Origin of the sequence: Exiguobacterium alkaliphilum (assembly GCF_018138125.1) — a bacterium.
In the GTDB taxonomy this organism is placed as follows: domain Bacteria; phylum Bacillota; class Bacilli; order Exiguobacteriales; family Exiguobacteriaceae; genus Exiguobacterium; species Exiguobacterium alkaliphilum.
In genome coordinates this window covers 724,683-738,240 of sequence record NZ_CP073101.1, presented here as the reverse complement: position 1 = coordinate 738,240, position 13,558 = coordinate 724,683, and the positions used below count along the sequence as shown (strand labels likewise).

Sequence of the window (13,558 nt, the reverse complement as noted above, 5' to 3'; positions counted from 1 at the left end):
TCGATTTTGTGACTTTCGGAACCGGCGCCCGCATCCTCGCTCTTAGAGGCATGTCAGGAGGTATACATAATGGAATGGATTAACCACTTACAGACCGAGCTCGGCGACGAGATTGTCTTCACGGACGCGACGACCCGGCTCGCCTATTCGTTCGATGCGAACACGATGAAGTTGCTCCAGGCAGCGGGCTGTGACATCGTCATCCCGGACACCCAACAATGTTGCGGTGCCCTGCACGGACACGCCGGCGAACAAGCCGGGGCCGTCCGACTCGCGAAACAAAACATCGAGGCGTTCGAAGCACTCGACGTCGATTACGTCATCACGAACGCGGGCGGGTGTGGGGCGTTCCTGCTCGGTTACGACCATCTGTTGAAACAAGATCCCGCCTGGCTCGCGCGCGCCGAGCGTTTCAAGGCGAAAGTGAAAGACTTCGCCTCGATTTTGATTGAGGTCGGCTTCCTCGACCGGGTCACACTCACATTGCCGAAGCAAGTCATCACGTATCAAGACTCGTGCCATCTCCGGAACGTGCAACAAGGCGCGCTCGCCCCGCGACTTTTACTCCAAGCGATTCGAGGGACGACGTACGTCGAACAGCGCCACGCCGATCACTGTTGCGGCTCGGCTGGTGTGTACAACTTACTCCAACCTATCATCGCGAACGACATCCTCGAGATGAAGATGGGCCACGTCCGGGACACGGCCGCCCAGACGATTGTGACCTCGAACCCGGGCTGTCATCTGCAGATGCAACTCGGCATCCAAGAACACGGGACCGACTCGATGCGGGCCGTCCATTTAGCCGATTTATTGGCGGAGGCGTTACCGAATACGTAAAGGAGAAGAGCACACGCTCTCCTCTTTTTTTGTCGTCCCATACATTTCCCTTCTTGGATTCACACATACTTCACAATTCCGATGATTTCACATGGAATTAAAGTTTACACACTTTTTCACATGGGGTAAGAATTAAATATAGACGGTTCTACCAGTCTGTCGAAATGTGTAAACAGAGAAAGGGGTTTTCAAATGGAAGAGAGGCAGTGGCATACGCTATCGATTCACGAGACCGAGGACCATCTCGATACCGATATCGATCAAGGGTTACGTGAGGAGACAGCGAAAGAACGAATCGAACAACACGGGAAGAACGTCCTTCCCGAGCCAAAGAAAGACCCGAAGTGGCTGAAATTCGTACGACAGTTCAATGACGTCCTCATTTACGTCCTGTTGGCCGCCGCCGTGATTACGGCCGTACTCGGCTATTGGTACGACACGATTGTCATCGCGCTCGTCGTCCTCATCATCGGGATTATCGGTTACCTGCAAGAGAACAAGGCTGAGCAGGCACTCGAAGGGATTAAGAACATGTTGTCCCCGTCCGCCCTTGTCCGTCGTGACGGCAAGCGCAAGGAGATCGAGGCCGAGTACCTCGTCCCAGGTGACATCGTTTATTTGAAACCGGGTGACAAAATCCCGGTCGACCTTCGCCTCATCACGGCGGAGAACATGAAAGTCGAGGAGTCGGCCTTGACAGGTGAAGCGATCACCGTCGACAAGACGCTCGACCCGCTCGAAGAGAAAATTGGTCTCGGTGACCGGACGAACTTGGCGTTCTCCGGGACGTCGGTCGCTGCCGGTACAGGTAGCGGAATCGTCATCGCGACCGGTTCGAAGACCGAACTCGGTAAAATCAACGCGTCCATCGCCGAAGTCGAGAAAGTGCAAACACCGCTCATCCAGCAGACGCAACGCTTCGGGAAGACCGTCGCGAGTGTCATCGCCGGCGTCGCCGTGTTCGCCTTCATCTTCGGCTACTTCTTGCGTGACTATGAGACAGCCGAGCTGTTGCTCGCGGTCATCGGTCTCGCCGTCGCCGTCATTCCGGAAGGACTACCGGCGATCATTTCCATCATTCTCGCCCTCGGCGTCCGCCAGATGGCAGACAATAAGGCGATCGTCAAAAACTTGCCGTCCGTCGAGACGCTCGGTGCCGTATCGGTCATCTGTTCCGATAAGACCGGGACGTTGACGAAAAACGAGATGACGGCTCAGAACATCCAACTCGCTGACCGCACGCTCCGTGTGACCGGTTCGGGGTACGCGCCGGAAGGTCGCATTGAATTTGAAAACGACGTCTACTCGAACAAGCAAGACGAGATCCTCAACGAGATTCTCCTTGCCGGTGTGACGTGTAACGATTCAGACTTGTTCTTCGACGAAGAGTCGAAGCAATGGATGATCACGGGCGACCCGACGGAAGGCTGCTTGCTCACGCTCGGAGAGAAAGCAGAAGAGTCGATTCGACCGCTCCGCGTCATCTCGAAGATCCCGTTCGACTCGGCGCATAAATATATGGCGACACTCTCGCCACGTGACGAAGCGCACGTCATGTACTTGAAAGGTGCACCGGACCGCTTGTTCTCGATGGCCGAGGCGAGTGACTCGAACTTCCCGACAGAGATGTGGGAAGAGAAGATGACCGACCTCGCTAAAAAAGGGCAACGTGTCATCGGTGTCGCCAAACGCACGTTCAACACATCAAAAGAGAAGATTGACCATGACGACTTATATGAAGGAATCGAATTCCTCGGGCTCATCGGCATCATGGACCCACCGCGTCCCGAGGCGATCGAGGCGGTCAATGAGTGTCAATCGGCCGGTATCCAAGTGAAGATGATTACCGGTGACCACAAAGAGACGGCCATCGCCATCGGAAACGAGCTCGGCATCTCGACAGAAGCCGGCGCACTTCAAGGGACCGAGATTGACGATTTGACGGACGAGGAACTCGCGGACGTCGTCGGGCAGTACAACATTTTCGCCCGGACGAGCCCCGAGAACAAGACGCGTCTCGTCAAGGCGCTCCAGACGCAAGACCATATCGTCGCCATGACCGGTGACGGGGTCAACGACGCCCCTGCCCTCCGCCGCGCCGACATCGGTGTTGCCATGGGAATCAAAGGGACAGAAGTATCGAAAGAAGCGGCCGAAATGGTGCTTGTCGACGATAACTTCAACACGATCTTCAAAGCCGTCAAAGAAGGTCGCCGTGTATACGACAACTTGAAGAAGACGATTCTCTTCATCTTGCCGACGAACGGGGCGCAAGGATTCGTGCTCCTCATGAGTATCTTCCTTGGCACACAGCTCCCGCTCACGGCGCTACAAATCTTGTGGGTGAACATGGTCGTCGCCATCACCCTCTCGTTCGCCATCGCGTTCGAGCCGCTCGAGCCGTCGACGATGAAACGGGCGCCGCGTCCGAAGAAGACGCCGCTTCTGAGCCGGTACTATATCTTCCGGATCTTGCTCGTCTCCCTCATCATCGGTGGCGGGACGCTCGTCTACAACCTGTATATGAACGCCGGTGACTATAGTGTCGAATATATCCACACGATGACGCTGAACACGATCGTCATCGCTCAGATGTTCCACTTGTTCAACGTCCGGGTCGAGACCGAACCGGCCCTCAACCGCTCGTTCTTCGAGAACCCGATCGCGTTTTACGTGTCAGGGGCGCTCATCGTGCTCCAGCTGTTCATCACGTACGTGCCGTTCATGAACACCGCGTTCGGCACGACGCCAATCGCCGCGAGCGACTGGATCATCCCGTTCGTCTTCGGTATCGCCGTGTTCTTCATCATCGAACTCGAGAAACTGATTTCACGCAACGTGATGAAACGGAAGTAATCTTAACGAGAAAAGGAGCGACGCCTACGGGCGCCGCTCCTTTTTCGTGCAGGTCAACTTTACCTTATCCCGTTTTCCAGTCGTTTCAAACCTTATTTTCAGAAAAAGATGTTTACATCTTCATAACAAGGGAACATAAAGGTTATGTGAAAATAATTTTAGGAAAGAGTTGAGTTGATGATTGAATTTAAAAACGTGAAAAAAACGTTCAAAGAGACGACCGTTTTGAAAGAGATGAACCTGACGATCAACAAAGGTGAGCTCGTCGTCTTTATCGGACCTTCCGGTTGCGGGAAGACAACCTCGCTGAAAATGATCAACCGGTTGATCGAGCCGACTGAAGGCACGATCATCGTGGACGGTCAAGACACCCGCAAGATGGACCCGATTGAACTGCGGCGCCAGATGGGCTACGTCATTCAACAGACCGGCCTCTTCCCGCACATGACGATTCGCGAGAATATCCAATTGATTGCGGGTCTTGAAGGCCATGCCGAGCAGGACATGGACGCTCGTACCGAGCACCTCCTCCGTATGGTCGGACTCGACCCCGACCAATTCATCGACCGCTATCCGAGCGAGCTGAGCGGTGGTCAACAACAGCGTATCGGCTTTGCCCGCGCCCTCATGAACGACCCCGAGGTCATCTTGATGGATGAACCATTCAGCGCCCTCGATCCTGTCACACGAAACGACCTACAAGAAGAACTGTTCAACCTCCAAGAAGAAGTGAAGAAAACTATCGTTTTCGTCACCCATGATATGGATGAGGCGATCAAGCTGGCTGATCGCATTTGTATCATGCGCGACGGAGAAATCGTCCAATTCGATACGCCGGAACAGATTCTGCGTAACCCGAAAGACGCGTACGTCGAATCGTTCATCGGGAAAAATCGGATTTGGAACAGCCCGGAATACATCAAGGCGAAAGACATCATGATCACCGACCCGGTGTCGATTAGCGGCAAACGGACGGTGCTCCAAGCGATTGAGATTATGCGCTCGCGCAAGGTCGACAGCCTACTCATCACCGACCGTGACCGGACACTTGAAGGGCTCATCAAACTAAAAGACGTCCACGGCATCCAAGACAAGACGAAGCGGCTCGAGGAAGTCATGAACAAAGACTACGCCTACGTCTCAAGCGAGGACTCGCTCCTCGACATTTTGGCCGTCATGAACGAGACCGACCAAGGCTATCTTCCCGTCGTCACCGGTCCGATGTTAAACGGACTCATCACACGCAGCAGCTTGCTTTCCGTCCTCAGTGAGCAGTTCATGCAAGAGGAGGAAACGAAATGAATACGATTCAATCATTTTTCAATTACTTTGCGAGCAACACCGACCAAATCGGGACGCTCTTACTCGAACACTTACAGTTGACCGTCTTTGCGGTCTCGCTCGCGGTCTTGCTCGGTGTCCCGCTCGGCATTTTGATTTTACGGACGCCGCGGCTCGCGAAGCCCGTACTCGGTTTGACGAGCGTCGTCCAAGCGGTACCGAGTCTCGCCCTGCTCGGATTTCTCATTCCGTTCATCGGCATCGGGTCGACGCCGGCGATTATCATGGTCGTCCTCTACTCGCTCCTCCCGATCGTGAAGAACACGTATACGGGACTGTCGAGCATTCCTGGTGACACGCTCGAATCGGCCAAAGGGATTGGCCTGACCGATCGCCAGATTTTAAGTAAGATTCAGTTACCCCTCGCCTTACCGATCATCATGGCTGGTATCCGTATTTCTGCGGTCACGGCCGTCGGACTGATGACGATTTCGGCGTTCGTCGGGGCTGGCGGACTCGGCTATCTCGTCTTCGCCGGGATTCAGACGGTCGACAACAACCAGATTCTCGCCGGGGCCATCCCAGCTGGTCTTCTCGCCTTGTTGATCGACTTCGTCGTCAGCCGTATCGAGTATAAAGTCGCACCGAACGGCATCGTCCTCGCCGACGGCCGCATGAAGAAGAAGACGCGCCGATCGAAGAAAGTCGTAAAACCGGCCTTCGTCATCGCGACAGCGTTCGCGCTTCTCCTCGGCGGTTCGATTTACGCGTTCACGCGTGAAGACGATACGATCGTCGTCGGCTCGAAGAACTTTACCGAACAACTCATTCTCGGAAACATCGTCGCCGACTTGATTGAAGAAGAGACCGACTTGAACGTTCGCCGACAGCTGAACCTCGGCGGGACGCAAGTCGCGTTCAGCGCCATCCGCACCGGGGAGATTGACACATACGTCGAATACACCGGCACCCTGTCGGTCGACGTGTTGAACCAAGCGGTCGACAACGATCCTGACGCCGTCTACGCGAGCGTCAAACCGCAGATTGAGGACCGTTTCGACGTCCAGACGCTCGACCCGATTGGATTCAACAACACATACGCGATTGCCGTCAAACAAGAAGACGCGGACCGTTATGCGCTAGAGAGCATCTCGGACCTCGCCGCCGTCAGCGACGAGCTCGTCTTCGGCCCGACAATCGAGTTCTCGAACCGCGAGGACGGGTATCTCGGCTTGAAAGAGACATATCCGCTCCGCTTTAAAGATGTGAAGCCGGTCGATGGCGGCCTGCGCTATACGGCGCTCATGAACGGTGAGAGCCAAGCGATTGACGGCTTCTCGACGGACGGGTTGTTGAAACGGTTCGAACTCGTCGTCCTCGAGGACGACCAACAGTTCTTCCCGCCGTATTACGCCGTGCCGCTCATTAACGGTGAGACGCTACGCGAGCATCCCGAGCTCGAAGGCGTGCTTAACTTGCTGTCCGGCAGAATCACGGACGAAGTGATGCAAGAGCTGAACTACCTTGCGGACGTGGAGAAACAACGTCCCGAGAAAGTCGCCCGTGACTTCTTGGTCCGTGAAGGACTCATCAACGAATAAAAAAGACGAACTCAATCTTTTACGATTGGGTTCGTCTTTTTGATTACTTCGTTCCGAACAATCGGTCACCCGCATCGCCCATCCCTGGGACGATGTAGCCGTGGTCGTTCAATTTCTCGTCGAGGGCGGCGAGATAAATCTCAACGTCCGGGTGTTCGTTTTGAACACGCTCGACGCCTTCTGGTGCTGCACAGAGGCAAGCGAGCTTGATCGACTTCGCGCCATGCTTTTTAAGTGCCGCGATCGCGTCAGCAGCCGAGCCGCCTGTCGCAAGCATCGGATCGACGACGATGAAGTCACGCTCCGTGATGTCCGTCGGCAATTTGAGATAGTATTCGTGTGGCTCGAGCGTCTCCGGGTCACGGTATAGACCGATGTGACCGACTTTGACGTTCGGCATCATTTTGAGGAAGCCATCCACCATTCCGAGGCCTGCCCGTAAAATTGGGACGATACCCAATTTCTTGCCGGCAATCATCTTCTGCGTCGATACCGAGACCGGTGTCTCAATCTCTACGTCTGTCAATGGAAGGTCGCGTGTAATTTCATATGCCATGAGCGACGAAACTTCGTCGATGAGCTCGCGGAACTGCTTCGTCCCCGTCTCTGCTTTGCGCATAATCGTCATCTTGTGCTGAATCAATGGGTGGTCATAAACGTGTACTTTTCCCATCATGCTTCACTCCTCTCTCAATCTCTCTTGAGCATTGTACCCTAACCCCCTGCAAAAAGGTAGGGGCAACTTCTGTTTTCCAAGAGGTCAGACGAAACCCCGAGGACAGCATCTCTACCTCGGGGTCTCCCTCTATTTTACAATTTGAAGAATTTAAAGAAAGCGGCCGTCTGTTGTTTCGCTTTGCCGCACATCTTGCCTTTCGGGGCATCTTGTTTCGTAACGTGGGCATATTTTTTCGCTTTCACAGCTTTTTTCTTGACGTGCTTTTTCTTCTTTTCATCTTTTTTCGATGTGACTTTCTTCTCGTCCGCGACTTTTGGCGCAGATGAAGATGTCGTCTGGGCCGGAGTTGTCGCTTTCACCGGGGTCGTCGTCGGTTTTGCGACCGCCTCGGTCTTCGTAACTGTTTCAGCCGGTTTCGCTGTCTCCGTCTTCGCGACTGTTTCAGCCGGTTTCGCTGTCTCCGTCTTCGCGACCGTTTCAGCCGGTTTCGCTGTCTCCGTCGTCGTGACCGTTTCAGCCGGTTTCGCTGTCTCCGTCTTCGCGACTGTTTCAGCCGGTTTCGCTGTCTCCGTCTTCGGTGCCGTCTCGGCTGGTTTTACTGTCGATTCAGTCGAAGTCGCTGTCGACGTCGGTGTCGACAGCGCCGGAGCAATCGTCGTCGTGCGTGTGACGAGGCCCGCGTTCCAGTTCACATACTCATCCGCCTCATGGAAATGGATGAACCCTGCGTCTTTCGCGAGCTTATGGCTCTCGGCACTTTGCCGCGTCGAAATCGTGAGCGTCTTCACCGAGTGTTTCGTATCGACCGCTTGTAATTTCTTAATCATGTTTTGTGACCATGCGTCGCTCTTGATCGTGTCGGCGTTGAAACTCTCCCACATGATGCCATCGACATAAGGTGCCGTCGACGTCTCGAGCGTGTCGAAGCCCCAGTTTTGGACCATGGCGATGTCGCCGTATTTCGCCCGCGCTTGCTTCAAGAAGTTGACGAGCCCATCACGTTGCTGTTTGAGCACGGTCGGATTGTTCAAATGCTCATTGTCGATATCGCCGACCGTGTCCATGAACACGCCGTCGATTCCTTTGGCGATGACTTGGTTTTGAATTTCCGTGAGCAACAAGCCTTGGAAATGCGTCGAAGCGATATTTGTCAAATACGAATCCCATTCCGGATAATGAACACGCTGACCGTTACGTGTGAAGAAGTCCCCTGCTTGGAGCTTCGACATGAGACCCGTGTTCCATGTCGCGACTTCCATGACACTAATATATCCGAGCACTTTCGTGCCGCGTGATTGAATTAAATCGATTTGCGCTTTCGTGTAGTGCAACGGCTCGATGATGACGAGATCGTAGTTTTGCATATCCTTCAGAATCGCATCTGTCGGATGACCATAAAACACTTGATAGTTTTTCACACCGTCGAGTGGGTTCATCGTTTGCGCCCCCGATTTTGACATGTTTACACTAAGCATTAACAACACAACTGTTAGAGACAACATTAACTTTTTCAATTTCACTACCTATTCCTCTCCTGATGACGAACAAAACGTGGTGACGGACGATGGGGTAAATTGAGGGTTTCTCTAACTCCTCCTTTATCCATATAGTGACGAAAGGTATAGTGCTGTGTGTTTTATGAGTATATCGGTTATATGTAGGACTTATTAAACCTTCGCAAAAAAAATTATAGGATAGTTTTTTAGCAAAACATAGTTTCAATTTCACAACAAAAAACCGCTTTTCCGACATAATTTCGTCATAAAGCGGGTATACTTACATTTTTATTTTTTGAGTTTGATTCGATGACGCCAGCAACTCTTTCAGCTGTACAGCATCTAGACCGTATTCGTCCCCGGTATGAAGGTCGACCACGAACACGTCCCCGCCGGCGACATAGACGTCGAGGTTTTGTTCGGACAATCGCTCGTGAAGCGAAATCGTCCCGCGATAAGTAGCGGTCGTCGGTACGCGCGACGGGACGACTTCTGTCAGCAACTCGAATAGCGCACGGGTATTCGGCCCATCGAGATGGACGATCGTCCCGTCTTGTTCATAAGTGGCCAACCGCACCTTCTCGCTTGCCGGCGACAAACTCATCAACGTCGTCGTGAGCGGCAATCGGACGCTGCCCCACACCTCGATGACCGTCCCGTAACGTTCGGACAAGGTAAGGGACGACTCGTCCCCGACTTGGCCGATCGGTTCGTCCGAGACGATGACGCGCTTCAACAGTTGGCGACGCGACCCGTCGAGCACGACCGTCGCTTCAGTCGTATCGAGATACACATGTTCCCCGACAAAGATGTCCGGTAACACTTTCCGCTCGAACGCGTCCTCCGTCCCGATTTGAAGTGTGACGCGCCCGTCGGTCAGCTGGGTCAAGAACGTATACCCGCTCGTCCGCTCGGCTTTAAAGACGAACAACCCCGACTCGATCGTCCGGTCGAGCGTCCGACCGTTCCGTTTCACGTCGTACGTGACGTAAAGCGACCCGCTGTCTGGGGTTTCATAACGAAACATCGACCCCGCCAGCACGCGCTCGTGTTCCGCATCGATATGAAATCGCTCGTTGATGAATGACGTGTCAAACGCCGGCTCAAACGTCATCATCCGCTTGGCTTCTGTCTCTTTTACGTCAGCTGCTAGCGGTTCGAGCGCCTCGATCGGTTCGACTGCAAACGTCCGTTCGAACTGCTCATAACTGTTTGCACACGAGACGTAACGCGTCTCGCCGCTCGCCCAGTAGCTGACGGTCTTGCTCCCTAGCTCTTCATAGACTGGGTGAACGTAGGTCGCCTCCGACACTTTCGCCCGCTGCGCCGGCAAGATATCCGTCGGTTGCTTCTCGCAATATGTAAGAATATGTTTCTTTATTTCCAATGGTAATTCCATCCCACTCGTCTGCTTGAGCGCCGTCGCGGCGAGCGGACGCATCTCGATCGCACTCATCGAGTTCGCACCACAACCGCTCAAAACCAAACATAAAAAGGGAATAATCCAAAATTTCCGCATTATTCGACACCCCTTCCTCGTTCGGTCGTCTTTGGATACGTCCCCCTAAAATTTCCTTATTCATCATATCATATATGTTGTTTCGATTATGTTTTCAGAAGTGTTACGATTTGAAAAAAGGTGCCACCGCGCGTGGCACCTTCCCTTATATGCGTGTATTAGTCGTCGTCACGATCGTCGTCGTCATCATCACGATCATCATCGTCATCGTCCAGCTCAATCTCTTTCACTTGCTCTTGCAGATTCAATTCAAGCTTGACGCGGTCGCCGGCTTTCGGCATCCCGTCATCGAGTTCATAGCGCGCTGCCAATGGGAACGTCAACTGTTGCCCTTCTCGTTCAATCGTCACATCACGGTCGGACATCTTGACGAACGTGCCGTAAATGTCGAAGTCGTCGTTCTCACGGTCGACTTCCTTCACTTCGTTGTTGCGGTTGAACTCGAGTTTGACGCGATCGCCCGATTTCGGTGTGTCATCATCGATTTCATGACGGGCCGCGAGCGGATACGTCGACTCTTTGCCGCTAAAGCTGATTGTGACGTCACGGTCCGTCAAGGCGACGAGCGTGCCGTACAATTCATAGTCATCGTCGTCATCGACAGAACGGATTGGGATATCGCCTGACTGTGCCGGCTCAGCCGCATCATCATTCGTCTGGACTTGTCCGTCGTCTCGTGCGTCATCTCTTGCATCGTCAGACCCGTTCGATCCGCTGCTCGCACTGTCAATCGCCCGTGGGACGATGACCGTGTCCGTCTTATCGTTGGCGACATACAACCCAATCCCGGCAACGGCGAGTACCGCCAAGCCGACGCCTAAAATCCATCCAATTAATTTCATGTTCAATTCCTCCTCGTTTTGTGTGGTGTTCCTGATCTACACCTTTATCATAGAAGGTCGACCTTAGAGCACCACGAGGATTCCATTAGAGAACGATGAGAAGTTGCGAAACTTCTTTCATTTCGTGACGTAAAAGACGCTCCCGCTCGGTGCGTTGGCGTAACTCCCGACGGTCCAGCCGTTCAAATCCGCCACCTCTTTCGCGATGGCGAGCCCAAGCCCGCTACCACTCCGGTCTCGCGCCTCATCGAGCCGATAAAACCGGTCGAACAGCCGCCCCCGTTCCTCTTCATCGAGCGTCGGCCCGTGGTCACGGACCTCGATCCGTGTCGGCGTCATCGTGACGCGCGTGTCCTCGGCATACTTCAAACTGTTGTCGATGAAAATGACGAGCAAGCGCTGAAGCGAATCGCGATGACCTTGCCACTGCCCCGTCGCCTCGATTGGCACCCGTTTGCCGTGCGAGCGTTCGAACCGTTCCTCGAGCTGACTTGCTAGCTGCGTCAACTCGATCGCCTCGGACTCGACTTCTTCGATTGTAGGGAAACGGCTCAACTCGAGCATCGGTTCAATCAAGTCTTCACGCATTTGGCGCGACTCCGTCAAAATATGGTCGATCGCCTCGTCACGGACGGCCGGGTCGCTCTGCCCCCAACGCCGGAGCAGTTTGGCATAGCCTTCGATGACCGTGAGCGGCGTCTTCAGTTCATGTGAAACATCGGCGACGAAGCGTCGTTGTTGGTCCATCGACCCTTCGACCCGACCGATCATCTGATTGAAGCCGTCCGCGAGCGTCGCCACTTCGTCCTCGTCAGAGCCGACCTCAATCGTTTCGAGCGTCCCGGACGTGGTGATGCGTTGCATCGTCGCCTCTAGCTTTCGAAGCGGCGCGAGCCCTTGGCGGACGATCCATAAACTGCCGATGAACGTCACAGCGACGGCGATCAAGAAGATGATGACAAAAATCGTCGCGAGCGTGCGAAGCGTCTCACTGACCGCCGCATCCTCGAACCCGTAAGCGAGCCCGTTCGATGTCGCGATGACGAACCAGTCACCAATCAGTGCCGGCTCCCCGTAATTGACCGGGAAGCTCAGCCCGTCCGCGGTCGAACCACCGACGATGGCCCATTCCCCGTTCGCTTGCCGCTCGAGGACGACACTGTCTTCATGGAGCGAGACGACGGCGTCACGGTTGCGCGTATCTTCTTCTAACAGGCTGAGCGCTTGTCGCAACACGTCATAGCGGGAATCGATGATTTGGTGACGGGAGACGAGCCACGCGACCCCGAACGACGTGATGAGCAGAAATAACATGAATCCCGTCATCGCGAGGGCGATTTTCGTGCGCAGCTTCATCTTATTCACCACGCTTCAACATGTATCCGACACCGCGAACGGTCTGAATCCAACTGCCCCCGAGCTTCTTCCGGACATAGCGCACGTACACGTCAACGACGTTCGTGTCCCCGTAATAATCGAAACCCCAGACGTGTTCGAGCAATTGGTCACGCGTCAACACCCGCTCCGGATGTTCAATCAAATAGGCGAGCAAGTCGAACTCACGCCGCGTCAATTCCACATGCGCCCCGTTACACGTCACTTCATGACGGTTGACGTCGACGGTGAGGCCTTCATAAGAAAAAGTTCGTTCGCTCGTATCGGTTTGAATGTGTTGGCGCATCCGTAAGAAGGCACGAATCCGGGCGAGTAACTCCTCCATCTCGAACGGCTTCGTGATATAGTCGTCTGCCCCGAGGTCGAGCCCGCTCACCTTGTCATACCGGTCGCCTCGCGCCGTCACCATGAGCACCGGTAGCGTCGGTTGCTCGGCTTTGATGCGGCGCACGACTTCGAGGCCACTCATGTGGGGCAACATGACGTCAAGGAGCATCAAGTCAATCCCACCTTGAAGCGCCCGCTCGAGCCCGGTCCGTCCATCGTGCTCGACTTCGACCGCATACCCTGCGTGCATCAGTTCGAGTTGTAACAGCCGTGCAATTTTAACGTCGTCTTCGACGACAAGAATCGTTGCCATCGTCTTCATCCTCTCTGCAAAAAACGCCGAGCAGTCCGCCCGACGCATCGTTATTCTGTTCCCGGATTGTTCAGTCGAAAAACGGCCGGATCGTCTCCGGAATCAGTTGACCTACCCGCGCCTCAAGTGAGTCGGTCCATCGTTCCACACGAGACTCGAATCCATCGGCTTGAAGCGAAATCTCACTTCCGTAAGACATCCATTGACCGAGCCAGTCGTTGCCCGTCACCGTAAAAAATAAAAATCCAAATACACCGACCGCCATGAGCGAGAGGGCCAACACACTCACGACCACGCCTCGCACCATCCGGCCAAACCAACTTGTTCTGCTACGTCTCATCCTATCGCTCCTTCATCTTTTTCTTCATGATACGAGAGTCACTTGAGAACGCTTGGTGAATCCGATTAG

General features: G+C 54.2%; 11 protein-coding genes. 4 read left to right on the top strand and 7 right to left on the bottom strand.

All coding sequences use genetic code 11. The annotated features are described in order from the left end of the window. Positions 1 to 69: 69 nt before the first annotated feature. The 4 genes from KB235_RS03955 (at position 70) to KB235_RS03940 (ending at position 6,578) form a co-directional block, all read left to right on the top strand. Positions 70 to 840 (top strand): (Fe-S)-binding protein, encoded by a 771-nt coding sequence (locus KB235_RS03955; protein WP_211780459.1) that lies wholly within the window; start codon positions 70 to 72, stop codon positions 838 to 840. A gap of 192 nt (positions 841 to 1,032) precedes the next feature. After that, entirely contained in the window at positions 1,033 to 3,696 is a 2,664-nt protein-coding gene (locus KB235_RS03950) for a cation-transporting P-type ATPase (protein ID WP_034814516.1), read from the top strand. A gap of 177 nt (positions 3,697 to 3,873) precedes the next feature. Next, positions 3,874 to 4,998: an ABC transporter ATP-binding protein gene (locus tag KB235_RS03945; RefSeq protein WP_211780458.1), complete on the top strand. Its 1,125-nt coding sequence runs from the start codon at positions 3,874 to 3,876 to the stop codon at positions 4,996 to 4,998. Beyond that, positions 4,995 to 6,578 (top strand): ABC transporter permease/substrate-binding protein, encoded by a 1,584-nt coding sequence (locus KB235_RS03940; protein WP_211780457.1) that lies wholly within the window; start codon positions 4,995 to 4,997, stop codon positions 6,576 to 6,578. The genes KB235_RS03945 and KB235_RS03940 overlap by 4 nt, the downstream gene beginning before the upstream one ends. 43 nt (positions 6,579 to 6,621) lie before the next feature. On the opposite strand, the gene upp is transcribed toward KB235_RS03940, so the two are convergent. From upp to KB235_RS03905, 7 genes are all read right to left on the bottom strand, one after another. After that, positions 6,622 to 7,251 carry a uracil phosphoribosyltransferase gene (gene upp, locus KB235_RS03935; protein WP_211780456.1) on the bottom strand — a complete coding sequence of 210 codons (630 nt, stop codon included), beginning with the start codon at positions 7,249 to 7,251 and terminating at the stop codon, positions 6,622 to 6,624. A 137-nt stretch (positions 7,252 to 7,388) separates the two neighbouring features. Further along, positions 7,389 to 8,693: a glycoside hydrolase family 191 protein gene (locus KB235_RS15745; protein ID WP_211780455.1), complete on the bottom strand. Its 1,305-nt coding sequence runs from the start codon at positions 8,691 to 8,693 to the stop codon at positions 7,389 to 7,391. A 340-nt stretch (positions 8,694 to 9,033) separates the two neighbouring features. After that, on the bottom strand, positions 9,034 to 10,209 hold the full coding sequence (locus KB235_RS03925; protein ID WP_211780454.1) for a hypothetical protein: 1,176 nt from the start codon (positions 10,207 to 10,209) through the stop codon (positions 9,034 to 9,036). A 221-nt stretch (positions 10,210 to 10,430) separates the two neighbouring features. Continuing rightward, positions 10,431 to 11,114: a hypothetical protein gene (locus KB235_RS03920; RefSeq protein ID WP_211780453.1), complete on the bottom strand. Its 684-nt coding sequence runs from the start codon at positions 11,112 to 11,114 to the stop codon at positions 10,431 to 10,433. 117 nt (positions 11,115 to 11,231) lie between these two features. Beyond that, entirely contained in the window at positions 11,232 to 12,470 is a 1,239-nt protein-coding gene (locus KB235_RS03915; RefSeq protein WP_034814503.1) for a sensor histidine kinase, read from the bottom strand. A 1-nt stretch (position 12,471) separates the two neighbouring features. Next, positions 12,472 to 13,149, bottom strand: a complete 678-nt coding sequence (locus KB235_RS03910; RefSeq protein ID WP_034814501.1) for a response regulator transcription factor — start codon at positions 13,147 to 13,149, stop codon at positions 12,472 to 12,474. A 70-nt stretch (positions 13,150 to 13,219) separates the two neighbouring features. After that, a complete protein-coding gene (locus KB235_RS03905; protein ID WP_211780452.1) occupies positions 13,220 to 13,489 on the bottom strand; it encodes a hypothetical protein in 270 nt (89 codons plus the stop codon). Positions 13,490 to 13,558 lie beyond the last annotated feature (69 nt).

What these genes read in the sequence shown, in the direction of transcription:
- KB235_RS03920 (WP_211780453.1), bottom strand. Translation starts at nt 11,114, where the DNA reads ATGAAATTAATTGGATGGATTTTAGGCGTCGGCTTGGCGGTACTCGCC.
- KB235_RS03955 (WP_211780459.1), top strand. Translation starts at nt 70, where the DNA reads ATGGAATGGATTAACCACTTACAGACCGAGCTCGGCGACGAGATTGTC.
- KB235_RS03945 (WP_211780458.1), top strand. Translation starts at nt 3,874, where the DNA reads ATGATTGAATTTAAAAACGTGAAAAAAACGTTCAAAGAGACGACCGTT.
- upp (WP_211780456.1), bottom strand. Translation starts at nt 7,251, where the DNA reads ATGGGAAAAGTACACGTTTATGACCACCCATTGATTCAGCACAAGATG.
- KB235_RS15745 (WP_211780455.1), bottom strand. Translation starts at nt 8,693, where the DNA reads ATGAACCCACTCGACGGTGTGAAAAACTATCAAGTGTTTTATGGTCAT.
- KB235_RS03950 (WP_034814516.1), top strand. Translation starts at nt 1,033, where the DNA reads ATGGAAGAGAGGCAGTGGCATACGCTATCGATTCACGAGACCGAGGAC.
- KB235_RS03925 (WP_211780454.1), bottom strand. Translation starts at nt 10,209, where the DNA reads ATGAGTGCGATCGAGATGCGTCCGCTCGCCGCGACGGCGCTCAAGCAG.
- KB235_RS03915 (WP_034814503.1), bottom strand. Translation starts at nt 12,470, where the DNA reads ATGAAGCTGCGCACGAAAATCGCCCTCGCGATGACGGGATTCATGTTA.
- KB235_RS03910 (WP_034814501.1), bottom strand. Translation starts at nt 13,149, where the DNA reads ATGGCAACGATTCTTGTCGTCGAAGACGACGTTAAAATTGCACGGCTG.
- KB235_RS03905 (WP_211780452.1), bottom strand. Translation starts at nt 13,489, where the DNA reads ATGAGACGTAGCAGAACAAGTTGGTTTGGCCGGATGGTGCGAGGCGTG.
- KB235_RS03940 (WP_211780457.1), top strand. Translation starts at nt 4,995, where the DNA reads ATGAATACGATTCAATCATTTTTCAATTACTTTGCGAGCAACACCGAC.